The following is a 23,656-nucleotide window of genomic DNA, read 5'->3' on the forward strand; positions in this document are numbered from 1 at the left end:
AGCGGCTGTGCCCGCACGAGTCGCCGAGACCGACGTACGACCGAATCTCGGCTACCTGGACGGCGTCACGACCGTGTTCGGACTCGAGATTCGGCAACGACTCCGCACCCGCGGTTGGTACGTGCTGCTCATAGTGTGGTTCGTGCTGATCTCTGCGGTTGCTGCGCTCGGTGAGGCGTCCGTCGACTCCACCGACATGGCGGGACAATTCCTGTTCGAACTCGTCGTCGGGTTTGTGCTGTTGTTCGCGCTGCTCGTGGTTCCGGCCGTGTCGGCAAACGCAATCAGCGGTGACCGCGCCGCCGGCACTCTCGCGATTCTGCAGAACACGCTGCTGCGGCCCGGTCAGCTGTTGTGGGGCAAATGGTTAGCGGCCTGGGTAGCCTCGCTGGCGTTTCTCGCAGCAGCGCTGCCCGCGCTCGTGTGGGCGGTGGTACGCGGCGGCATCCACCTCGCCAGCCTCCCGGTGTTCTTGCTGATGGTGGCTATCGAGCTCGGCCTGATGTGCGCGATCGGAGTCGGCGTGTCGGCGCGGTCACACCGGCCGCTCTTCGCGGTGACGGCGACCTATCTCCTGGTCGCGTCGTTCGCGGTGGGCACGCTGATCGCGTTCGGATTGAGTTCGGCACTGACCTCCGAGGACGTGCGGGTGGCACAGGTGCAGTCCTGGGAGCCGGGTCCGGACGGGGGCCGATACCTGTGCAGCGACACCGAATTCAGCACCCGCACCGTCTTTCACACCGAACGGACCGCTTGGATGCTCTCGGCGAACCCGTTCGTGGTAGTCGCCGACGCCGTGCCGCAGCCTCCGGATTCGGAGGACTCCGGGGTGATGGCCGCTATCAGTTCGAGCGTGCGGGAGGCACAGCGCGGCGCGATCGAGACCACCCCATGCCTGGATCAAGCCATCGATCCCGCCGAACCGGGCCCGATCTGGCCGCTGGGTGTGGGCATCCAAGGTGTCGTCGCCGCGGCAGCGCTAGCGGCCGGCGGCCGACGCCTGCGGACCCCGATGGGCCGACTGCCGATGGGCATGCGCGTGGCCTAGGCACGGCCGACGCGCCTGCGTCGACCGTGGTCCGCTCCCCCGGGCCGTCTCGGGCCGGATGGTCGCACGTTCCGTCAGACCGTCAGGCAGCTCGGTCCGAGTAGAGCCTTCAGGTCACCCATGAGTGCCGACGATGGCTCCACCCGCAGAACGTCGTCGACCTTCCACAGCGACGTACCCCGGCTGCCGATGAGCCGCACATGAACGTCAGAGGTACCGGGGTGACGCGTCAGCACCTGCCTGAGCGCGCCCAGCTTCTCCTTGGTGCACTGCCGCACCGGAAGGCTCACCGCTACCGGCTTCGCAACACCGACTGCCGAAAGATCAGGCACTGCAAGGTCGTTGGCAATCAGCGAGATCCGGTCGTCGCGGATCGAGACCCGCGCCTTGACCAGCACCACCGAGTCTTCGACGACGTCCATCCCGTACACCGAGTAGGCCTGCGGGAAGAACAACACCTCGATGCCACCGGAAAGATCCTCGAGCTGCGCCGACGCCCACGTCAGCCCGTTCTTGTTGATCCGGCGGTTCACCGATGCGAGGATGCCGCCGACGGTCACCTGGGTGCCGTCCTTGACATCACCCTCGAGGATCGTCGGGATCGCCGTGTCCGATTGTGAGGAAAGCACGTGCTCGACCCCGTTGAGGGGGTGCCCGGACACGTAGAGGCCCAGCATCTCGCGTTCGAGGGCGAGGCGATGCTTGGTCTCCCATTCCTCGTCGGGAATCTTGACGTTGAACACCGACGCGACAGACTCGTCCGCGTCCTCGCCGCCGAACAGGTCGAACTGGCCGATCGCCTCGGCCTTCTTGGTGCCCATGACCGCGTCGATCGCATCGGCGTGTACCAGCATCAGGCCCTTGCGCGGGTGACCGAGCGAGTCGAATCCGCCTGCCTTGATGAGTGATTCGGTGACCTTCTTGGAACAGGCGAGAGCGTCGATCTTGCCGAGATAGTCGGAGAAGTCGGTGAACTTCGATTTCTCGGTGCGTGCCCTGATGATCGACGCGACGACGTTGGCGCCGACGTTGCGGACCGCGCCGAGGCCGAACCGGATGTCCTCGCCGACGGAGGCGAAGTTGACCTCGGATTCGTTGACGTCCGGCGGGAGCACGGTGATGCCCATCTTGCGGCAGTCCGCCAAGTACACGGCAGCCTTGTCCTTGTCGTCACCGACCGAGGTGAGCAGGCCGGCCATGTACTCGGCCGGATAGTTCGCCTTGAGATACGCGGTCCAGAACGAGACCAGGCCGTAGCCGGCGGCGTGCGACTTGTTGAACGCGTAGCCGGCGAACGGGAGGATGGTGTCCCACAGCGCCTTGATGGCAGGTTCGGAGAACTCGTTCTTCAGCATGCCGTCGCGGAAGCCCGCGTAGGCCTCCTCCAGCACCGAGAGTTTCTTCTTACCCATGGCTCGACGGAGGATGTCGGCCTGTCCCAGTGAGTAGCCGGCCACCTTCTGAGCGATCTGCATGATCTGCTCCTGGTAGACGATCAGGCCGAAGGTGTCCTTGAGGATCTCCTTGAGCGGCTCCTCGAGCTCCGGGTGGATCGGCTTGACTTCCTGCCGCCCGTTCTTGCGGTCGGCGTAGTCGTTGTGGGCGTTCATGCCCATCGGACCCGGGCGATACAGCGCCAGCACGGCGACGATGTCCTCGAATCCGGTGGGCTGCATGCGCCGAAGCAGGTCCCGCATCGCGCTGCCGTCGAGCTGGAAGACGCCGAGAGTGTCACCGCGCGCGAGCAACTCGTACGTGGCAGGGTCCTCGATCGGCAGCGTGTCGAGGTCGATGTCGATGCCACGATTGGCCTTGATGTTCTCGATCGCGTCACCGATCACCGTGAGGTTACGCAAACCCAGAAAATCCATCTTCAACAGGCCGATAGCCTCACACGACGGATAATCCCAACCGGTGATGATCGCACCGTCCTGCGCACGCTTCCACACCGGAATCGCATCCGTGAGCGGCTCCGACGACATGATCACCGCACACGCATGCACACCCGCATTACGAATCAGACCCTCGAGACCCTTCGCGGTCTGATAAATCTTCGCGACATCCGGATTCGAATCGATCAGCGCCCGAACCTCCACAGCCTCCTTGTACCGCTCATGCTCCGGATCGGTGATCCCCGCCACCGAAATATCCTTCGCCATGATCGGCGGCGGCAGCGCCTTGGTGATCTGATCAGCAATCGCGAACCCCGGCTGCCCGAACTGCACCCGCGCCGAATCCTTGATCGCAGCCTTCGTCTTGATCGTGCCGAACGTGATGACCTGCGCGACCTTGTCACTACCCCACTTCTCGGTGGCATACCGCACCATCTCACCACGACGACGATCATCGAAATCGATATCGATATCAGGCATCGACACACGCTCAGGATTGAGGAACCGCTCGAACAACAAACCATGCGGAATCGGATCGATATTGGTGATACCCATCGCATACGCCACCAACGAACCCGCCGCGGAACCCCGACCCGGACCGACCCGGATACCCACCTCACGCGCATAATTGATCAGATCACCGACAACAAGGAAATACGCCGGAAACCCCATCTCATTGATCACACCGATCTCGTAATCGGCACGCTCGAGATACTCCTGCGGCGGCCCACCCGGGAACCGACGATCCAGCCCACGCAACACCTCGTGCCGCAGAAACGTCTGCTGCGTATGCCCCTCCGGCACCGGAAAAACCGGCATCCGATCGTGATGCGCCCACACCTCGTCATACGACTGCACCCGCTCACCGATCACCAGCGAGTTGTCACACGCCCCCGGCACCTCCGCATCCCAGATCGCCCGCATCTCCTCCGCGGACTTGAGATAATAACCGTCACCGTCGAACTTGAACCGCGTCGGATCCGACAGCGTCTTACCCGTCTGAATACACAACAACGCCTCGTGATTCTCCGCCGCATCCTTCGTCACGTAATGACAGTCATTCGTCGCCAACGGCGCAATACCCAACCGCCGACCGATATCGAGCAACCCCTCCCGCACCCGACGCTCGATCGACAGCCCATGATCCATCAACTCGAGAAAGAAATTGTCCTTCCCCCAGATCTCCTGCCACTTCGCCGCCGCCTCGAGCGCCTCCCGATCATGACCCAGACGCAACCGCGTCTGAATCTCCCCCGACGGACAACCCGTCGTCGCGATGATCCCCTCCGCATGCTGGGCAATCAGATCCTCATCCATCCGCGGCCACTTACCGAGCTGACCCTCGATCGACGCCAACGACGACAACTTGAACAGATTCCGCAACCCCGTCGCATTCTCCGCGACCATCGTCATATGCGTGTACGCACCCGAACCGGACACATCATCAGACTTCTGACTCCGATCACCCCACAACACCCGCTTGGTGTTGAACCGCGACTCCGGCGCAACATACGCCTCGATACCGATGATCGGCTTGATGCCATGCTTCTTCGCAACGTTGTAGAACTCACTCGCCCCATACATGTTGCCGTGGTCGGTCATCCCCACCGCCGTCATCCCCAGACGCTCCGCCTCCCGAAACAACGGACCAACCTTTGCCGCACCATCAAGCATCGAATACTCGGTGTGATTGTGCAGGTGAACGAACGAGTCAGCCACGCGCGCCTCTCTGTCTACGGCCCGTGCGCGAGCACCGGCGGGTCCCAGCGGTCACTGAGTCTATGCCCTGGCACTGACAGGTACCGGAAGCCCGTGACTGCGCGATTCCCATCAGGCCGGTGCCGATTCCGGTGCGTCCTTCGACGACATGCGGGCGTTCCGCGCGCGCACCAGCGCGTCAGTGGTGAACACCACCAGCGCAGCCCAGATCAACACGAAACCGATCCACCGGGACGGCGGCATCATCTCGTGCATCACCAGGACACCCCACGCCATCTGCAACGCCGGCGTCAGGTACTGCAAGATACCGAGCGTGGTCAGCGGGACCCGCTGCGCGGCGACACCGAACAGCAGAAGAGGGAGGGCGGTGACCGGTCCCGCCGCCATCAGCAGCAGACTGTGCCCGACGCCATTACCGAAGAACGATCCCGTCCCGGCGACCGCAAGCACCACGAGGTACGCGATCGCGAACGGCGCGGCGACGACTCCCTCCGCCGTCAAGCTCGTGCGCGGATCGAGTGGTACCACCTTCTTGATCAACCCGTACAGCGCGAACGAGAGCGCCAGAGTGAGTGCGATCAGCGGCGGCCGGCCGTAGTCGACAGTGATGATCACCACCGCCACCGCCGCCAGCAACAGCGCCCCGATCTGCGCCGGCCGCAGCTTCTCCCGGAAGATCACGACGCCCAGGAGCACGCTCACCAACGGATTGACGAAGTAACCCAACGCGGCCTCCACCACCTGGCCGGACGTCACCGCATAGATGTAGGTGGCCCAGTTGATCCCGATCGCGACGGTCGCAGCGGACACCAGCCCCCACGACCGAACACCCATCCCCCGCAGCGATCCCAGCCGGCCCAGAATCAGAAGGACGCCGAGCATCAACAGCACTGTCCACACCATCCGGTGTGCTAGCACCTCGAGCGGGCCAGCGGGAGCGAGGAGGCCGAAGAAGATCGGGAACAAGCCCCAAATCAGATAGGCGCCCACTCCGGAGATCAATCCGGTGGAATCGTCGGAGCGACGCGGCGGTTTCACGCCCTCCGACGATAGCCCCGTCGCCGATGTGACTCGCCGCACGTCGACGTCGAGGGCCCCGGCAGAATTCGTCGCAGCGGAGCGATCAACGAGTCGAACTGAGCCCTAGGCCATTTCACGCGAGTTCACGTTCCCGCCAATTCGCTCGGGTAGGCCCCCTCGCGCCATAGCTGGTGCGGGCGGGAGGTTGATGACGCGCCGTCCCGTCGCGATTGAGGTAGTTCGTCGCCACTGGTAGAGGGGAGCTAGTGTTGGCGCCATGGTGAATCCTGAGACAACCAAGGTGGGGGCTTTCGGTCACGCCGTCAGCCCCCTGAACCCCTGATTTCATAATTCACGCACCCCAGCAGCGTTGCTGCGTGGGGCAATTGCGTGCACCCTCCAGGGGTGCTGGCCGCGGTGACGAGACGTCTCCTGTTCGTTCTCTCACCTCGGAGTCTCAATGCCATTCTCTCTCTATGTGCTTGCTGTAGCGGTTTTCGCTATGGGCACCTCGGAGTTCATGCTCGCCGGTCTGGTGCCGGACATTGCCGCGAGTTTCGATGTTTCAATCGGCTCAGCGGGCCTACTCACCTCGGCCTTCGCCATCGGAATGATTGTCGGGGCGCCACTGATGGCGGCGCTGGCACGACGGTGGCCTGCCCGGACAACTCTCCGGTTATTCGTGCTGGGGTTCGCAATCGTGCATATTGCGGGAGCCGTCACGACGAGTTTCACATTGCTGCTGTTCACTCGGGTGATCGCCGCACTGGCCAACGCGGGATTCCTCGCTGTCGCGTTGAGTACCGCAGCCACACTCGTCGCACCCGCTCGCAAGGGGCGCGCGCTGGCCGTACTCCTTTCGGGCACAACCATTGCCACCATCGCGGGAGCTCCAAGCGGCGCGCTGATCGGCACCCTGCTCGGCTATCGGGCAACGTTCTGGACGATCGCACTGCTGTGCCTTCCCGCTGCGATCGGTATCGCCAAGGGCATACCGGCCGATGCGGGAGAATCCACGCAGGACACTCCTGTCCCGGTGACTCTTCAGATCGAGATCGCCCAAATCATGAAGCCACGCCTGATGGTGGTGATCCTGCTCGCCGCCCTGGTCAATGCTGCCACTTTCGCCACCTTCACCTTCCTGGCGCCGATCGTGACCGGCACAGCCGGCCTGGAGGAGCTCTGGGTACCGGTGGTACTGGCGCTCTTCGGTGCTGGTTCCTTCGTCGGTGTCACCGTCGCAGGACGGTTCTCGGATCGGCGTCCCGGAAGTGTCATCGCGGTCTGCGGCCCGCTGCTGTTGCTGGGTTGGATCGCGTTGGCGACCCAGGCCGGGCACACTGTGGCGCTGCTGTTCCTGGTGTTCACACAGGGTGCACTGGCCTTCGCGCTGGGCAGCACCCTGATCGCCAGGGTGCTCTATGAGTCCGAGGGCGCACCTACCATGGGTGGGGCGTATGCGACTGCAGCGCTCAACATCGGCGCAGCTGGCGGACCCGCTATCGCCGCAGCAACCCTCAGTTCCCAGGCTGGCGACCTCGGGCCCGCGTGGGCGAGCAGCCTTCTCGTCGCGATCGCGCTGGTCATCGCCCTGCCGCGGTTGCGGGTCATCGCGCCCCGTGTCGGCCAGGCGATCCGATGACCCCCGCCAACGCTCCGGTGAACATCGCGCATGCAGTTCGGCTTCCACTTCCACCGCGAGCTCATTCCGTCGTCTGCGCCTCTGCCCGATTGGATGACGTGAAGGCGACGGTCCGGGACCTATGCCCCTACTTCGCCTGGTCGATCCGCAAGATACTGGGTTTGTGTCGGCCCGTTCCGGGAGATCGCGATGACGGTTGGCTGTCGTTGCGGCTGGTTTGTGGGCTCTCGGGTCTCCGGGCCGCTTGCCTTCCACAACGCCCGCACGAGCAGACAGGGATACGGTCCATGATCACAACTGGTGCGACACATGTCCTGAAGAACGAATCAGGACGAGTTTTCCAGAACCGCAGGGAAGCCGGCCAAGTGCTCGGCGAACTCCTGTCTGCCTACCGTGACAAGGACGATGTGGTTGTACTCGGTCTCGCACGCGGAGGTGTGCCTGTCGCATGGGAAGTCGCTGCCGCCCTCGGTGTGCCCTTGGACACCTTCATTGTTCGTAAGCTCGGAGTCCCCGGCCGCGAGGAGTTCGCCATGGGCGCTCTCGCCAGCGGCGGGTCGATCGTTCTCAACGACGACATTCTGCGTGAGCTCGACATCAGTCCGGAGGAATTGCAAAACGTCGTCGAACGCGAAGCACGAGAACTCGAGCGCCGGGAGTCGGCCTATCGGGGCGGCAGAGAGCCAATCGACGTCACCGGGAAGACCACGATAGTTGTCGATGACGGCCTTGCCACCGGGGCCAGTATGTTCGCCGTCATCGATGCCCTTCAACAACAGGATCCTGCGCAGATCGTCGTCGCCGTTCCGGCAGCGCCCGAATCGACCTGCCGCGAACTGCAAACGATGGTCGACGATGTCGTCTGTGCGACCATGCCCTTCCCGTTCCGCGCGGTCGGGGAGTCGTTCTGGGACTTCCGGCAGGTTACGGACGACGAAGTGCGGACCCTGCTGCGCACATCGCCCGCCGGGCACAGTGCAACTACCACCAGGGCACAGCAGTTTGTCCACACGACAGAGACGGTCAGCCGCGCCAGCAGAAACACCGCCGCTGGAATACCTCACCGCGACGATCTCCGCGACCTCGTGGGCGATGCGCGGATCGTCTTGATCGGGGAAAGCTCACATGGAACGCACGAGTTCTACGCTGCGCGTGCGGAAATCACTCGCACTCTGGTCGAGGAGATGGGCTTCACTGCGGTAGCGGCAGAGGCTGATTGGCCTGATGCCTACCGTGTCAACCGGTACGTCCAGCATCAGGGGACGGACACCTCCGCAGAGGAGTCGCTACGTGGTTTCGAGCGTTTCCCGGCCTGGATGTGGCGGAACACGGTCATGCTCGACTTCGTGTCCTGGCTCAGGGAACACAACGCCCGCTGCACCGCGGCGGGTTCCACCGCCGGATTCTACGGACTCGACCTGTACAGCCTGCACCGGTCGATGCATGAAGTCATCGAGTACCTGGATCGGGTGGACCCACAGGCGGCCGATAGGGCGCGTAGACGATACGCATGCTTCGATCGGGTCCCGAGAACTGACGGTCAGGCATACGGGTTCGCAGCCGCCTTCGGGGCAGGGGAATCCTGTGAGACGGAGGTCGTCGACCAGTTGATGGAGTTGCAGCGTCATTCCATCGACTACATAAGAGAAGACGGGATGACCGTCGAGGATGAACAGTTCTATGCCGAACGCAATGCCTGGAGTGTCCGCAATGCTGAGGAGTACTACCGAGCGATGTTCCGTGGGCACGTATCGTCGTGGAACCTCCGCGACCTGCATATGGCCGATACCCTCGACGCTCTGATCGCCCATCTCGACCGCCACGGCGACAACTCGTCCCGAGTGGTGGTGTGGGCCCACAATTCCCACGTCGGTGACGCGCACGCCACCGAAGCGGGTGCCCACGGAGAACTCACCCTCGGGTACCTGGTCCGTGAACGACATCCAGAGCGGTGCCGACTCATCGGCCTCACCACGCATCACGGAACGGTCACTGCCGCAAGTAAATGGGGAGGCATCGCCGAACGCAAGGTCGTTCGCCCCGCGCTTTCCGGCAGCGTCGAGGAACTCTTCCACGAGGTCGGAAAGGAATCGTTCCTCATTCGCACCACGGATGACGACGCTGTGGCCGACGCCCTTCGGATCGCACGGTTGGAGCGAGCGATCGGTGTCATCTATCTTCCTGAAACCGAACGGCGCAGCCACTACTTTCACACACGACTGGCCGACCAGTTCGACGCCGTCATTCACATCGACGACACACGCGCGCTCGAACCTCTCGAATACTCGAGCGTGTGGGTTGACGGCGAACGACCGGAAACCTATCCCACAGCACTGTGAAGCACAGTTCAGGAACGTGGGCGCCACAGAGCCGACGCCGAATGAGGAGACCAATGTCGAAGTGGCCGTTACCGATCGGCCGGGCATTCGGGGAACGGCTGTACCTCAATCGGTCGCTACTGGTGACGCTGGGGTTGACCAGCGCCCTACTGGACGGTTCGGTCCTACGGGCCGACTACGGCGGACTGTCGACAGCCCTCTACCGTGCGGTCGGCGGGTTGGCGCCCGTGGTGTTCGTGGCGTCATCGGCAGTGCCGGAGGTGACGCACTCGGTGGTTGCGGTTCACAACGGCGTGCAGGTCCGCCGGATCACGCCGTGGTGGTGGCCGCCACGTAGCACGGTCGATCGACTCGCTCGGCCGATCGGTCGACCGCAGGCCGGCGCCCGATGAGCGCTTCCATGAGCGACGTCCCAGAGTTGACCGCGTCAGCGTGTGCAATGCTCGAGGGTCGATACCTGCGCCGCGACTCCGACGGTGGAGTCACCGGAACAGTCACGGACTTGTTCGACGAGGTCGGGGCATTCGTAGCGCGGGCCGAAGATCGGTATCGCCCGGGCTCGTCGAAGTACTGGGCACGACAGTTCTCGACGGTCATGCGACAACTGGCCTTCCTACCGAACTCACCGACACTGATGAACGCCGGCACACGCGTCGGCGTTCTTTCCGGTTGTTTCGTTCTGCCGGTAGAGGATTCGTTGTCGTCGATCTTCACAACGCTGACGCAGACCGCGCTGCTGCACCAGGCCGGCGCCGGTACCGGATTCACCTTCGGGCACTTGAGACCGGCAGGCGACCGCGTGGACAGCACCGACGGCACGGCCAGCGGCCCCGTGTCGTTCCTGAGGCTGTTCGACACCGCGGTCGACGTCGTCGAACGAAGCGGCCGGCGCCGGGGAGCGTGTATGGGCGCGCTCGACGTGTCCCATCCGGATATCCTCGAGTTCATCGCATCCAAAGCCTCGACGCCCGGAGCCCTGCCGCACTTCGCATTGTCGGTGGGCGTCACCGACGCATTCCTGCGATCCGTCGAGGCCGGTGGGTCCCAAACCCTGATCAATCCGCGGACCGGTGCCATCGTCGACCGGATCCCGGCGTCCGAGATTTTCGACGCAATCTGCGAGGCCGCGCACCACTGCGGCGACCCCGGGATGCTGTTCCTCGACACCATCAATCGGGCGCACCCGCTCTCTGATCGGATCGAGGCGACCAACCCGTGCGGCGAAGTGCCGTTGCTACCGTACGAGTCCTGCAATTTGGGGTCGGTGAATCTCGCCGCGTGCGTGCGCGGGCACCGAATCGACTGGCAGCGCATCACCGATACCGTTCGGGTCGGTGTCCGGTTCCTCGACGACGTCATCGACATGAGCCGTTATCCGTTCGACGAACTGGACCGCGCTGCCAGACGCACCCGGAAGATCGGCCTCGGGTTCATGGGTCTGGCCGAAGTGCTTGCCGTGCTGGGAATCCCGTACGACAGCACTCGGGCGGTGCGCCTGACGGAGGATATCGCCCGACACATCGGCCGGACCGCGCACGACGCCTCCGCCGAACTGGCCACCACGCGCGGCACCTACCCGGCGGCGACGCAGGTGTCCGACTCCGCCACCCGGAACCGGCGGAACCTCCAGGTCACCTCGGTCGCTCCCACCGGAAGCATCTCACTGCTCGCGGGAACGAGCGCCGGCCTCGAACCGTTCACGACGATCGGCGGGCGACGACGGATCCTCGGGCGCGAGGTGGTCGAGATCGAGCGCGCGTTCACCTCCGCCGCCCGCGACCGCGGATGCTACCGTGACGACGTCGTCGCCGCGGTCCTCGAGACCGGTTCCGTGCGGTCGAATCCCCAGGTGCCGGCCGATATTCGGGCCATCTTCCCCACGGCTGTCGAGGTCGCCCCGGAGTGGCACGTCCGCATGCAGACCGCGGTCCAACGGCATGTGGACGCCGCGGTGTCGAAGACAGTGCTTCTGCCGGAGACGGCCTCCGTCGCGGTGGTGCGGGAGGTGTTCCTCGACGCGTGGCGGGCGGGCGCCAAGGGCATCACGGTGTTCCGGACCGGGAGCGTCGGCGATGCAACTGGGCGACCGCGGGACGATCACGTGGCCTGTGCGTCCTGCTCCTAGTGGACCGAGCCGTCCAGAGTAGTCGGCCGCGCTTGGTCGGGCGCCGGAAGTTCTACCCCCAGCTAGCGGAGTAGTCCAGCCCCGGACCGAAGCACTGCAGCCGTCCAACCACACCTCTCGTCTAGGTCAGTGAGGGCCCACGAACAAAATCCGGAGCTACAAGTTCCATGAACAGTGCATCTCGGCGACCGCCGCCTGAGATGGTCTCGTACTGTCGCATGGTGCCGACGGCGCGAAATCCGACTGATTCATAACAGGCAATCGCGGCACGGTTCTCGAGCGCGGGATCGATGATGATGCGATGGTGGCCGACGTCGTCGAACAGCCAGACGATCAGGGTTCGGATGGCATCGCTCCCGTACCCCCGGCGGTGATGGTCGGGATGCAGGAACATGTCGAGTCCTGCGTACCTCACCGTCGGTGAGGTTTCTTCGTACCATTGGATCATTCCGACGACGGTTCCATCGGCTTCGATCGCGAAGCTCGTGTGCTCAGCGCCGGCGAGGTCATCCTCCAGAGAGGGCCACCCTCCCGCCCACCAGCGGTCAACTTCAGGGGTCGCCATGATCTCGCGGAACCGTGGCGCATCTTCAGCTGTGGCGCGCCGAAGAGCCACGCGATGACCGATCAAAGAATCGACCTGCGCCGACATCACGTGATCACAAGTTCGAATGACACGACGCTCAGCGTATATGACGACCCCCGGCCGCTGCCCTGTGCGCCGCAACGGAGATCGAGTTTGGCCATCCATCGCGCCGCTTCGGATGGCGGACTGTTCCAACGACCACCAGCACTGGAGTTCATGCGGCCGTGCTGATGAGTCTGGTGAGGCGCTCGACTGGCGTATCCCAGTAGAGAATTCCAAGGTGGTGTCGAGTTCGCAGACTGCCTTCCCGCCGATTCCCCGTGTGCCATCGTCATCGTTGGCTTCTGCGCTGCCGGCGCGCTGCCACTCCCGGGTCGTAGGCCGGCCGCCCGGGATCCGACGGTTCTCGGCGCCGGGGCTCACGGTCTTGCGCCTGCGCAGACTTCTGCCTCCTGGTTGGAACTGTGCGATCTCGGCTCCGGGCCGTCGGTGGCGACTCCACTGCTGGGCTTCCGAATACCCTTGTGAGCCAGCTACTGCCACCGGAACTCAGGGAAGACAGCGCCTCGGGCTCACGGAGGGCAACGTGGGCGATGACGCCGAACATCATCATCGTCGTGAGCATGGATGTGCCGCCTGCGGATATGAGCGGCAGTTGCAGCCCGGTCACCGGAATGAGGCCGACGACGTAGGCCACGTTGATGAAGGCCTGCAGCACAATCCATGTCGTTGCTGTCGCGGACAGCATGCGTAGGAATGGATCCGCCGATCGGTCCGCGATCCGAAGCCCGACCAGAAGCACAATGCCGAACAGGGCGAGGATCATCCCCGCGCCGATCAAGCCGAGTTCTTCTCCGATGACCGCGAAGATGAAGTCGTTATGCGACTGAGGAAGATAGCTCCACTTCGCATCGGACTGACCGAGCCCTTTCCCGAAGAGTCCGCCGTTCGCGAGCGCGTACTTCGCCTGCGTACTCTGGTAGTTCAGGCCGAGTGGGTCGAGGTCGGGGTTCATGAACGCTTTGATGCGGTCCGAGCGATAGCCTGCGGTGAGACCGAGGATCACCGAAACTACTATGCCGGTCAGGGTAATTGCCGCGACATATGGCGCCTGGAACTTCCCGAACCAGAGCACCGCCATCAAGATGGTGCCGATCGTGATCATGGTGCCGAGATCACGCTGGAGGACCACGAGCGCGAGAACCAACACCCCGATCACGGCCAACGGTTTGAGCGCAGTGCCTACCCCTCCCCTCGAAGAGGCGTGTGCTGCAATGAGATGCGCGCACCAGACAACCAACGCCACTTTGGCCAGCTCTGACGGCTGGAACGAGAGCGGTCCGATCACGAACCAGCTGCGCGCACCCATCTGCTCGACGCCGATACCCGGTATGAGGACCAGAACCAGCATCGCCAGCGACAATCCGAGTAGCCAGGGGGCGGCGGCGCGGATGGTCGATGTCCGGACGCGCACGATAGCGATGAATACGATCACTCCCAGCGCCGCATAGATGCACTGAGGGATGAAGCGCGCGTAGGGAGACCCGGACGACACGAAGGACACAACGCTGGACGATGACAACACCATTGTCAGGCCGATCGCAACCAGCAAGGCGGTCACGCCGAGTATCAGATGGAAGTCGAACAGAGGCCTCGACATCCACACCTCGAGCCGCATGCCCGGCGCGGCCGGGACCGTCCGAACGGCGCCGGTCGAAATCGGCACAGACTCGCCCCGGGTCCCCTCCCCGGTGCCTCGTGATCGCGGTCTCGATTGCCGGCCATCACTACGAAAATCAGCGTCTACCCCCATAACTGCTCATACTCTCATCTCTCCACCGCTTTCCCCCTCGGTTCACCGGCAGCCAGGCGCCCCCTCGACTCCCCGCGGGTGTCGGTAATGTCTGGTGTGTCGAAGTTTCCGACAGGGGGGCTGGGTTGGCGGGCGCATCCGAATTGCTGGAGCTGACGATCACGATGACATCGACGACGCTCATTGCCGCGGGTGTTGCTGGGCTCATGCCGCACCTCGTCGGAGACGAACCGAATCCCGTTGTGGGTATTCGGACGAAAGCAACGCAGTCGAGCCCCGAAGGGTGGCAGCTGGCTCATCGGGTTGCGCAGCCGATCCTGCACCGTACTGTGTGGACAGCCGTTGCAGGGCTGTGCCTTCAGATCGGCCTCGGCGTCGTGACAGGTTTCGGGTCTGTGGTGTCGGCTGTTGCTGCAGTGGTCGTATGTGCGACGGCGTTCATTGTCCTGATCTATGCGGGGTTCAAGGGCAACGCCGCAGCGAAGGCCTTGGAGCGTTACCCCGGCAACTCCTTCGGATCCTGATCCCTGGTCGACGTCGACTAGGCCGTCACCCCAGCCTCACTGACGCTGGTACGCGAACGGCCTGGCGCCAACAGGGCAGACAGCCCCAGCCGCCTCACGCGGGGCGGGGTATCGGCGCAGTTCAGCCGGTCGAGACGGCGGATTCGAGGTGCAGCTCCTTCCCATATCTAACGAACAGTGACTCTGGATAGGTCTGGGCGGATGATGGACAGACCAGTCTTGACCAGCGGCCCACTCGATCGTCGCGTATCTGTGGATGTGACATGCGGCTGCCGAGAAGGCGCCGGCAGGGAGTAGGGGTTCCCATGAATCACACCGATGATTTCGACGGTGACAGGCGGGCCGAGCTGCTGGTGTCCAGCCCGTGGGGCGTAGGTTTGCTCATGTCGGGCAGCACCTTCAACGCACCGGTGATGACGCCCAACGGCACCGGCGTCGGCGGCTGGAACCTCCAGACGGAGGACAACGGCTTCGGCCCAATTGGCGCGACCTTCGATACCGACCCGACGACATCGTGCTGACCGTCGACCGTACCTCGGGGTCCGACAAGCCGGACCTCTACGTTCAGGTCCCTGCGTACCGTGATCTCGAGCTGGTCCCGACCCTGCGGGACCTGTACGCGCAGGCGGCCCAGCCCTCCCGACTCAGGGTCCGCGTCATGTGGCAGCGGGCAGAGGACGAGGTTCTGCCGGACGACGTCCTCAGCCTGCCGCGGCTCGAGGTCGACAGAGTTCCCGCAGCGACCAGCGAGGGCTGCAACTGGGCACGCCAGAGATTGCAGAAGGCGTGGGAGGGCGAGCGTTACACTCTCTTGCTCGACTCCCACCACCGGTTCGTCGCCGGCTGGGACGACCTGGCGCTGAGAATGCTGGAACAACTGCGGGCAGCCGGGACACTGAAGCCAATGCTCACCGGCTACCTGCCGGCTTACAGTCCGCGCAGCGACCTGTTCCGATCCACCCGGCCACAACGGCTCTACCCTTTCGCGCGTGACGAGGGGGTCCTTACCCGGTTGAAGGGCGCGGTGATCCGCGATTCTGAGATGCTCACCGAGCCTGTACCCGCCGACTTCGCGTCCCTGCACTTCCTCCTCGCCGACGGATGCTTCAACGACGAGGTGCAGTTCGACCCCACGGTGTACTTCTTCGGCGATGAGGTGCTGACCACCGTACGGGCGTTCGCCGCCATGTATCGGCTGTTCCACCCGTACAGGGTGATTGGCTGGCACGCCTATGACAGAAACAGCCGCGTGACGCACTGGGCAGACCACACGGGGCACGCCGAGCGTCATGCCCGTTCCCTTACCGCACTTCGTCATTGGTTCAGAGGGGAACGCGACATCTCCTCGGCTGAAGTGTCGGCGTTCGAGGCCCACGTCAATCTATGTCTGGTGGTTTGATGATGGGGACCACAGTCACCCTCCGTAGCAGCACCGTCACCTGCGTGGACGATTTCCTCAGCACGGAAGAGTGTGCCGACATCAGCAACGAACTCCGGTACACGTACTGGTGGGATAGCCCAGTCATCCGCCTCGACCAGCAGAGCCGTCTGGTTTCTGGGCACTCGATCAGCCGCACCAGCTCTACCACAGACGAGACCTGGCTGAGCGAGAACTCACGCAAGTTTCTGCGCGCTGTCGAGCGACAGCTGGCGGCCGACCTCGACGTGCGCGTCGACCACTTCGAACCCTGGCAGATGTCGCGGTATCGAGCCGGTGAGCGGTTCGACGAACACCACGACAGCGGCTTCTTCGAAAGTGACCAGTGGGGTGAGCGCGCAATCTCGGTCCTCATCTATCTCAGCGACTCGCCGTCAGGGGGAAGTACCTACTTCCCCGCCCTCCGGCAGCGGTTCCAACCGGTCACAGGCCGGCTGCTGGCCTGGCCAAATCTCTTGCCCGACGGCTCGATCGATCCAAAGATGCGACACATCGCGTGCCCCGCCCGACAGGTCAAAACGATCCTGGCGACGTGGGTGCGTGAAGCGCCGACGAGAACAACCCTCAACGAATGAAAGGCGGATTACGTGGCGATGTCGAAGATAGAGGACCGAGTGATCCAACAAGTCATCAAGGCCCATGGACCGACCCTTGACCTCGAAGCCCACCCAGAGGTGCTCGTCGAGATCGTCCGGAAATGGGCGTTCGATCTGGTCGGGGATGGCGACGCTGGTGTGAAGCCCGGCGGCGTTGGTCCGGTAGGGCCGACGAGCTTGGAGGCCGGACCGGAACTCGAGGACATCCTGAAGGCGGTCATCTCGCTCCAACGACAGGTCGACAAGATCAGCCGCCAGCTCGAGGACTGACTGCCTGCCCACACGCGAGACGCCCGACTGACTCGTACGGACGATGGAGCTCGTCGATCCAGCACCCGTGGCATCAACGCGATCCGGGGGGCAACTGCGCGACCAGATCGCGAACGCCTGCACCGAAAAGATTCTACGAGCCGCCTTCCCCCGCTGACGTGCCGATCTCGGTCGCCGCGATCACCAACACGATGCGCCGCTACTGCAACGCCGGAGTGACAGTGCAGCTCGAACTGATCCCGAGTCCTGAGCATCTCTCGGAAGCCTGCCCCGTCACAAGTGATGCAGGAAGACCCTCGCCGCGTGCCGGCTACGTCAGGGGACGATCACGTCTGTCGTGACCGGAATGCTCGGGTGGTCGGTGCGCATGGTGAGCCGAACTCGTCCCGGGCCAGTTTCGACATTCACGAGCATCGGGTGCGTACTCGTATTGGCCGCGGGAACGTAGCGGCTGATTGTGCCGCTCCGACCGGTGTCGAGGTTCTGCCAGTCGATGATCGCAGTCACGTCGCAAGCCAGGGTCGTCGACGCCCACTCCCCCAGCGGTGAGAAGCCCTGCGAGATACGCAGCTCGACGGAGTGGACAGCTCCCGGAGCGGAAGAGTACTCCCACAGTGGGCCGTCGAACGCATTCCCGGAGACACTCAGCATGCCGGCACAGACGCCGTTTCCAAGGGTCCACACCGGCGCCATTCCGACATCTGTCATCGCGCACGTTCGCGGACCTACGTTCGACCACCCGAGCTGGCAAGGATCGGCGGCACTGGCCACGCCCGGCGCCGCAACTGCCATGGCGGCGCCCATGAGCCCGGCCGCCGCGGCGGAAGCAATTCGCTGCGAAGTTCTCATTACCGCAGCATCGCACGATATGCGTGCTCATCGCGGCGGATGCGCACAGCGTGGATGCAGCGGCGCACCTCCGATCGACGGCAGGTCGGCATCGTGAACACCCCGATGCCCCATACGGTTTCCCAGGTTGACCTGGCCGATTCTCGTCGCCACTGGTCGGACGAACCTCACGCCGTAGCGGGAGCGTGCTCCGATTGCCAGGAAGCCGAAAGACGGAACCGTCTCCGGACAGTGTTTCGTGGTCGTGATCGGCATTCTCCTCGGTGTGATCCAGTACCTGACCAGGGGCTCAGGTTCGGCGAGGAGGGCTGGTTCAGCGACCACCGCGACAAGGTGAGCTGCATCGCCACACGCTGCGACGAGCTCGCCCTGACTTACCGCGCGGGCGTAGTTCTCTCAGCGGTCCCCATCTGGCTGAGATCCCTCACGAAACAGGAGACACGCCCTAGGCGTGTTGGCCAGCGCGGTGCGAGGGCACGGCAGCGCGGTGGCCGTTGCGGATTTCGAATCGCTCGCGGGTGCGTTCGGCCTCGTCACGAGTCGCCGAGGCCGGTGCTGTCGTTGCCCACGCCTACACTCCCGACTACCAGCCCAACCCCGAACCAGCCAGGTAGCCAGCACCCGAACAGCACGAAGGACAAGGTGAGAGACAATGGCCAGCTCGACGATGAACAGCGTCATCGCCGTACTCCCCGTCAAGGACTTCTCGACCGCGACGGCGTGGTACGCCACGTGGCTCGGCCGACCTGCCGATGTCGAACCGATGGACGGCATAGCCGAATGGCAGATTGCAGAGAACGCATGGATCCAGGTCACCGTCGATCCGGACACCGCCGGGCGCACCAATGTGGTTGTCGGCGTCGATGATCTGGACGCGCAGATTGACCTGTGCACGAGCGCCGGGGTAGACATCGGCGCGGTCGAGGAGTACCCGGACGTCGTGAAGACCCTTGTCATTGCGGACCCCGACGGCAACAAGGTGACCTTCGCCCAAGACCTCACCGAGGGCTGATACCTGCATCCGGCCCAGCATCGACGCCCTGTCCCACTGTGTCCGGCGTTGTCGTTACCGCTGGTTCTCCTGCACGCGTATGTCGTTCTCGATCTCCGGCACCACCAGCTGCGGGAAGACGAACTTGCGCATCGCCCACCAGCGGAACACGGTCGCGATCAGGGTGCCGATGATCATCGCACTGATGAAGTCGGCAACGTTCTCAACGAGCGGGGACACATGCGGGGTCTGCAGATCGAGCACATACCGCGATACCGCCAACGGCAGCTGGTTGATCGCCATGCCCACACCGGCAACCAAGAAGAACAGGGCCGCCTCGTGTCGGCGCTCGCGACCGCCTCGCGCGGTGAACGCCCACTCGCGGTTGAGCACGTACGAGAGCACGGTTGCCACCAACACTGCCACAACATTCGCGGTCACCGGCTTGCCATCCAGTACCGTCCACTTCAAACCGAAGAACAGCACCGATGTGGTGACGAATGCAATCGCTCCAACGGTCAGGAACTTCAGCAGTTCCGCGTTGCGCACGAAGACCGACAGCATCCGACGCGGCACTCTCGCTGCAACCATCCGAGTAAGGAACACCGAGACAGGTTACCCAGACCGCATATGAAGACACCCAACCACCACGCCGACCGGGTATCGACTGCCCGGGTTTCTGAGAATCGAACGGTCGGCTACTTTTGTCCTGCATCGTTCTTGCATTGGGGCAGGGCGACGTCCGGGGAGGGCCTGTCCAGATATGCGTGACACTGCCGCAGATGAGGTGCCGCGGGTTTCCGGTGGCTACGACGGAAAGAAGACCCGGGAGCTCCCATTCCGATGGCCGAGCTTCGTGCTCTTCGTGTCGTGGGCAGCGGCGTCTGCAGCGCTGTTCGTGACGATCGTGGGCCTGCGGACGCCCAGGCTCGGGCTGTTGGAAGGCGGCGCCGACCTCGACGTCTATCGCGATGGCGCCCGGCACGTGATGGAGGAGTTACCGCTCTACACCGAACCGTTCGTCCATGGTCTGCTCTACACGTACACCCCGTTCTCGACGCTGACCTTCCTGCCCTTCGGACTGCTGCCGGGCGGGACTGACAAGTACATCTGGTTGGCCGTCAACATCGTTCTGCTGGCGGCGATCATCGCCTTCTGCTGGCGGATGCTCGGCTACCGGATCACCCCATACGTGCTGAGCGTCTCGTCCCTGCTGACCATCGTGTGCATCTTCCTCGAGCCGGTTCGCACGACGCTGTTCTACGGTCAGATCAATCTGGTGCTGATGGCATTGATCCTGTGGGATACCTCACGCGGCGAGGGAAGTCGCCTGAAGGGAGTCGGAGTCGGTATCGCAGCAGGCATCAAGCTGACGCCGGGGTACTTCGTCTTGTTCTATCTCGCGTTGCGTCAGTGGCGGGCAGCGGCGGTCGCGGCCGGAACGATTGCGGCGACGGTCGGCGTGAGCTGGCTTGTGCTGCCCGACGATTCTCGGCAGTACTGGACCGAGACATTCTTCAACTCCAGTCGGATCGCGGACGATCTGCATCCCGCGAACCAGTCGTTGCGAGGCGTGATCGCCCGCCTCATCGGCGAGCCTGCGCCGACCTGGCTGTGGCTACTGACTGCCGCGATCGTCGCCGCCGCGAGTATGTGGGTGGTGGTCCGGCTCCACCGCGTCGGCGAGGTCCTCCTCGCGGTCACGGTCGCCGGCATGAGTGCGGCAGTGATCTCGCCGTTCACGTGGAGCCACCACTGGGTGTGGTTCGTGCCGCTACTGGTCTTCCTCGTCCACCGGGCACTGACGAACCCCTGGTGGTGGCTCGGTGCCGCCGCGCTCTTCCTGGTTGCGGGGTCATGGACGTACCATTTCCCCGACGTGGCGGTAGTCGGGCTGTACCTCTTCCCGCCCATCTGGATGCCGTGGGATGTGCTCGTCAACCTCTATCTCCTGACCTATGCGGTGGTCCTCGGGGGCGCCGCCGTCATCGCCCATCGAACGGCCCGAGATCAGCGGCTCGACGTCGCCCTCCGTGAGAGAGCCGACGACTGCCGATCAGCGGGCTGACACCGGGCCGCACAGCGCACTCACCGCGTGCACGAGTGCCACCGAATGCAGGCCGTCGAGGCGTTGCGCCGTAGCAGCCCTCACCGCGGCCGACGCCAGCGCGGGCACGCAGTCGGCGGCGGCCAGCGTTACCCGCTGTTCCCCGATCTGAGAAACGATCTCGACGTTGAGCGAGTCGAGCAGCGGCCGGACCGCCGCCAGATCCGGCCGCTGCACGGGCGCCGCCGGAGGCACGGTCTGCCAGAAGAGGAAAAGGCCGCGCTGAACGGCCTTGTTCGCATCGATCTGTGTACGGAAGATCTGCTCGACGCGTGCAGGATCGAGCTGTTCGTCCCGGGCCGCCGACAGCGCGGCGCGGTAGACCTGCCCCTCACGGTCCGGGTCGTCGATCGGCTTGCCGGTCCCCCACTTGGCGGACGCCACCTGATCGGCGGTGGACAGCCGCAGCGAGATCGCCGACACGAGAGGCTCGAGCCCGCCCGCTGCACGCGCCGTTTCGGCGTCGGCCGCCGCCGGCGCCACGGAGGCGAGCGCTATCACCGTCACCGCAACAACGAGTTTCGTGGACATGACGGCGATTGTGTCACCGCAGCGGCGGCACCGGGCCGTCATCGGGACCGGGCGCGACAACTGTCGTGTGCTCCGGCAGCAACGGGCTGACGGCGAAAGCGCCCGACACCGCGTCCGCCGGCAGAGCTTCGACGGCCCGAACCGTCGGCTGGGCGGTCAGTCCGGTCAGCTGCTCGAGGGTCCCGCGCACCGCTGCCCCGACCACACAAGCACAGCCCTCGGACAGGCGCGCCGCCGAATACGCCGCGATCTGCAACTGTCGGTTACCGATGCCACCGCTCGTCGCCAGCCGGGCCGATGCCACCGCCGGGGCACGCAGAACCGCCGCCGGATTCGCCGCGACGGGAACGGCCGCGATCGGCGTCTGCACTCGATCGATCGGAACCTGGAACAACACCTGCGAGATCCGAAGTTCACCGACCGTCTCGAGCAGGCCGGACGCCGTCATCGGGGCGTCCAGCGATACCAAGGCCCAGTGTTGCTCCCCACGGTCCGGCTCCTCGAGCGAGATGTCGTCGAGCGAGGCCCGGGCGCGGCCGAGATAGTCGGCGACCTGTTCACCCGAGTCCGGTCCGAGCCGGTCGGTCGAGATCCGGGCCGGCCGCACCGGATTGAGCACGCCCAGCCCGACGACGACCACGGCCAGAACCGCGCCCGCCACGACCACGGGCCACGCACGCGAACTCATCTCAGGTTCCCCGCAGGACTCCGAGCGCGTGTTGCAGGTCCTTCGGGTACTCACTGGCGATCTCGACCCAATGCCCGTCGGCGGGGTGTGCGAAGCCCAGCGAGCGCGCATGCAACCACTGACGCTCGAGGCCCAGCCGCTCGGCCAGACGCGGATCCGCGCCATAGGTGAGATCACCGCAGCACGGGTGGCGCAGCGCCGAGAAGTGCACCCGGATCTGATGAGTGCGGCCCGTCTCGAGGTGGACGTCGAGCAGGCTCGCCGCCTGGAACGCCTCGACCGTGTCGTAATGGGTGATGCTCGGCTTACCGTCCGCCGTGACCGCGAACTTCCAGTCGTTGCTGCGATGCCGGCCGATCGGCGCATCGATGGTGCCGCTGCTCGGATCTGGATGCCCCTGCACCAGCGCGTGGTAGCGCTTGTCGATGGTGCGCTCTTTGAACGCCCGCTTGAGCACCGTGTAGGCCCGCTCGGACGTCGCGACCACCATGACGCCGGAGGTCCCGACGTCCAGCCGGTGCACGATGCCCTGCCGCTCGTGAGCGCCGGAAGTCGAGATCCGGAATCCGGCCGCCGCGAGACCACCGATCACCGTCGGACCGGTCCAGCCGACACTCGCGTGGGCCGCAACGCCGACCGGCTTGTCGACCGCGACGATGTCGTCGTCGGCGTACAGGATCTCCAACCCCTCGACCGGCTCGGCCTCGATCGTCAGCTCCCGCGCAGGCTCGGGCAGTTCCACCTCGAGCCAGGAGCCCGCCGAAAGCCGGTCGGACTTGCCTACGGCGCTGCCGTCGAGCTGAACGGCGCCCTCCTCGGTGAGCGCGGCTACCGCGGTCCGCGAAAGCCCCAGCAGGCGCGCCAGCCCGGCGTCCACCCGCATCCCGTCGAGCCCGTCGGGAACCGGCATCGAACGCGTCTCCCTCATGCCGCGTCCCCCTTTCGCGAAGCCCGGACACCACTCGGCTCGACACCGAACAGCGTCAGCGCGACGAGAAGCACCGCACCACACACGATCGACGAGTCGGCGACGTTGAACACCGGCCACCATCCGACCGAGACGAAGTCCACCACGTGGCCCTGGAGCGGACCGGGCGAACGGAAGATCCGATCGATCAGGTTACCGAGCGCACCACCGAGTACCAGGCCGAGGCCCAGCGCCCACCACGGCGAACTGAGAGTTCGACCGATCCTGACCACACCGATGACGACACCGACCGCGACCAACGTCAGCAGCCACGTCATCCCGGTCGCCATGGAGAAGGCGGCACCCGGATTGCGGATCAGCGTCAGCGTCACCGTGTCACCGACGATCCGAATCGGGTCCCTCGGATCGATGAATGCCACCGCGAGGACCTTGGTCAGCAGGTCCAGGGCGAGGACCACCGCCGCGATCGTGACCAGCATGCGCATGCGCCGTGGACCCGACGGCGACCCGACGGGGGTGTCGGGTTCCGGAATGGGTGGATCGGGGATCG

General features: G+C 64.5%; 22 protein-coding genes. 12 read left to right on the forward strand and 10 right to left on the reverse strand.

The genetic code is table 11. From position 1 onward, the window contains the following. Positions 1–7 precede the first annotated feature (7 nt). A complete protein-coding gene (locus ERC79_RS01775) occupies positions 8–1,048 on the forward strand; it encodes a hypothetical protein (protein WP_131575206.1) in 1,041 nt (346 codons plus the stop codon). Between the two features lie 74 nt (positions 1,049–1,122). Here ERC79_RS01775 and dnaE read toward each other — a convergent pair whose 3' ends face one another. After that, positions 1,123–4,659 (reverse strand): DNA polymerase III subunit alpha, encoded by a 3,537-nt coding sequence (dnaE, locus tag ERC79_RS01780; RefSeq protein ID WP_131575208.1) that lies wholly within the window; start codon positions 4,657–4,659, stop codon positions 1,123–1,125. 111 nt (positions 4,660–4,770) lie between these two features. After that, positions 4,771–5,697: an EamA family transporter RarD gene (gene rarD / locus ERC79_RS01785; RefSeq protein WP_131575210.1), complete on the reverse strand. Its 927-nt coding sequence runs from the start codon at positions 5,695–5,697 to the stop codon at positions 4,771–4,773. A gap of 442 nt (positions 5,698–6,139) precedes the next feature. Here rarD and ERC79_RS01790 point away from each other — a divergent pair, with 442 nt between their 5' ends. The 4 genes from ERC79_RS01790 (at position 6,140) to ERC79_RS01805 (ending at position 11,785) form a co-directional block, all read left to right on the forward strand. After that, positions 6,140–7,321, forward strand: a complete 1,182-nt coding sequence (locus ERC79_RS01790) for a Cmx/CmrA family chloramphenicol efflux MFS transporter (protein ID WP_131575212.1) — start codon at positions 6,140–6,142, stop codon at positions 7,319–7,321. Between the two features lie 287 nt (positions 7,322–7,608). Continuing rightward, positions 7,609–9,660, forward strand: coding sequence for an erythromycin esterase family protein (locus tag ERC79_RS01795; protein WP_131575214.1), 2,052 nt, complete (start codon positions 7,609–7,611; stop codon positions 9,658–9,660). 53 nt (positions 9,661–9,713) lie between these two features. Next, positions 9,714–10,052, forward strand: a complete 339-nt coding sequence (locus ERC79_RS01800) for a hypothetical protein (protein WP_131575216.1) — start codon at positions 9,714–9,716, stop codon at positions 10,050–10,052. A gap of 8 nt (positions 10,053–10,060) precedes the next feature. Next, a complete protein-coding gene (locus tag ERC79_RS01805) occupies positions 10,061–11,785 on the forward strand; it encodes an adenosylcobalamin-dependent ribonucleoside-diphosphate reductase (RefSeq protein ID WP_242676717.1) in 1,725 nt (574 codons plus the stop codon). Positions 11,786–11,906: 121 nt separating this feature from the next. Here ERC79_RS01805 and ERC79_RS01810 read toward each other — a convergent pair whose 3' ends face one another. Further along, complete coding sequence (locus ERC79_RS01810) at positions 11,907–12,437, reverse strand: GNAT family protein (RefSeq protein ID WP_165497027.1); 531 nt, start codon at positions 12,435–12,437, stop codon at positions 11,907–11,909. A gap of 265 nt (positions 12,438–12,702) precedes the next feature. Beyond that, the gene (gene ftsW, locus ERC79_RS01815) at positions 12,703–14,097 is read right to left on the reverse strand and encodes a putative lipid II flippase FtsW (protein ID WP_242676718.1); all 1,395 of its coding nucleotides are present in this window, start codon (positions 14,095–14,097) and stop codon (positions 12,703–12,705) included. Positions 14,098–14,309: 212 nt separating this feature from the next. On the opposite strand from ftsW, the gene ERC79_RS01820 reads away from it, so the two are divergent. The 5 genes from ERC79_RS01820 to ERC79_RS01835 all read left to right on the forward strand — a co-directional run bounded on the left by ERC79_RS01820 (position 14,310) and on the right by ERC79_RS01835 (position 17,012). Continuing rightward, positions 14,310–14,708 carry an SdpI family protein gene (locus ERC79_RS01820; protein WP_131575224.1) on the forward strand — a complete coding sequence of 133 codons (399 nt, stop codon included), beginning with the start codon at positions 14,310–14,312 and terminating at the stop codon, positions 14,706–14,708. Positions 14,709–15,013: 305 nt separating this feature from the next. After that, positions 15,014–15,229 carry a hypothetical protein gene (locus ERC79_RS22900; protein WP_165497028.1) on the forward strand — a complete coding sequence of 72 codons (216 nt, stop codon included), beginning with the start codon at positions 15,014–15,016 and terminating at the stop codon, positions 15,227–15,229. Further along, the gene (locus ERC79_RS01825; protein WP_165497029.1) at positions 15,223–16,107 is read left to right on the forward strand and encodes a GlcNAc-transferase family protein; all 885 of its coding nucleotides are present in this window, start codon (positions 15,223–15,225) and stop codon (positions 16,105–16,107) included. Before ERC79_RS22900 ends, ERC79_RS01825 begins: the two co-directional genes overlap by 7 nt. Positions 16,108–16,151: 44 nt before the next feature. Next, positions 16,152–16,721: a 2OG-Fe(II) oxygenase gene (locus tag ERC79_RS01830; RefSeq protein ID WP_165497030.1), complete on the forward strand. Its 570-nt coding sequence runs from the start codon at positions 16,152–16,154 to the stop codon at positions 16,719–16,721. A gap of 12 nt (positions 16,722–16,733) precedes the next feature. After that, complete coding sequence (locus tag ERC79_RS01835) at positions 16,734–17,012, forward strand: hypothetical protein (RefSeq protein ID WP_131575230.1); 279 nt, start codon at positions 16,734–16,736, stop codon at positions 17,010–17,012. Positions 17,013–17,327: 315 nt separating this feature from the next. Here the strand turns inward: ERC79_RS01835 and ERC79_RS01845 are convergent, their stop codons facing one another. Then, positions 17,328–17,861, reverse strand: a complete 534-nt coding sequence (locus ERC79_RS01845; protein ID WP_242676719.1) for a hypothetical protein — start codon at positions 17,859–17,861, stop codon at positions 17,328–17,330. A 652-nt stretch (positions 17,862–18,513) separates the two neighbouring features. Here ERC79_RS01845 and ERC79_RS01855 point away from each other — a divergent pair. Next, complete coding sequence (locus ERC79_RS01855; RefSeq protein WP_207390407.1) at positions 18,514–18,873, forward strand: VOC family protein; 360 nt, start codon at positions 18,514–18,516, stop codon at positions 18,871–18,873. Between the two features lie 54 nt (positions 18,874–18,927). Here ERC79_RS01855 and ERC79_RS01860 read toward each other — a convergent pair whose 3' ends face one another. Beyond that, positions 18,928–19,443: a GtrA family protein gene (locus tag ERC79_RS01860; protein WP_131575234.1), complete on the reverse strand. Its 516-nt coding sequence runs from the start codon at positions 19,441–19,443 to the stop codon at positions 18,928–18,930. A gap of 172 nt (positions 19,444–19,615) precedes the next feature. Between ERC79_RS01860 and ERC79_RS01865 the strand changes: the two genes are divergently transcribed. Further along, entirely contained in the window at positions 19,616–20,920 is a 1,305-nt protein-coding gene (locus tag ERC79_RS01865; RefSeq protein WP_131575236.1) for a glycosyltransferase 87 family protein, read from the forward strand. On the opposite strand, the gene ERC79_RS01870 is transcribed toward ERC79_RS01865, so the two are convergent. Genes ERC79_RS01870 through lspA form a run of 4 tightly spaced genes read right to left on the reverse strand, consistent with a single transcriptional unit; the run spans position 20,909 to position 23,591 of the window. Next, positions 20,909–21,490 (reverse strand): chorismate mutase, encoded by a 582-nt coding sequence (locus ERC79_RS01870; RefSeq protein ID WP_131575238.1) that lies wholly within the window; start codon positions 21,488–21,490, stop codon positions 20,909–20,911. The genes ERC79_RS01865 and ERC79_RS01870 overlap by 12 nt on opposite strands. Before the next feature lie 13 nt (positions 21,491–21,503). Next, positions 21,504–22,178 (reverse strand): hypothetical protein, encoded by a 675-nt coding sequence (locus ERC79_RS01875; protein ID WP_131575240.1) that lies wholly within the window; start codon positions 22,176–22,178, stop codon positions 21,504–21,506. 1 nt (position 22,179) lies between these two features. After that, positions 22,180–23,106, reverse strand: a complete 927-nt coding sequence (locus ERC79_RS01880; protein ID WP_131575241.1) for an RluA family pseudouridine synthase — start codon at positions 23,104–23,106, stop codon at positions 22,180–22,182. After that, positions 23,103–23,591: a signal peptidase II gene (gene lspA, locus ERC79_RS01885; RefSeq protein WP_242676830.1), complete on the reverse strand. Its 489-nt coding sequence runs from the start codon at positions 23,589–23,591 to the stop codon at positions 23,103–23,105. Before lspA ends, ERC79_RS01880 begins: the two co-directional genes overlap by 4 nt. Positions 23,592–23,656 lie beyond the last annotated feature (65 nt).

Origin of the sequence: Rhodococcus sp. ABRD24, assembly GCF_004328705.1 — a bacterium.
Taxonomy (GTDB): domain Bacteria; phylum Actinomycetota; class Actinomycetes; order Mycobacteriales; family Mycobacteriaceae; genus Prescottella.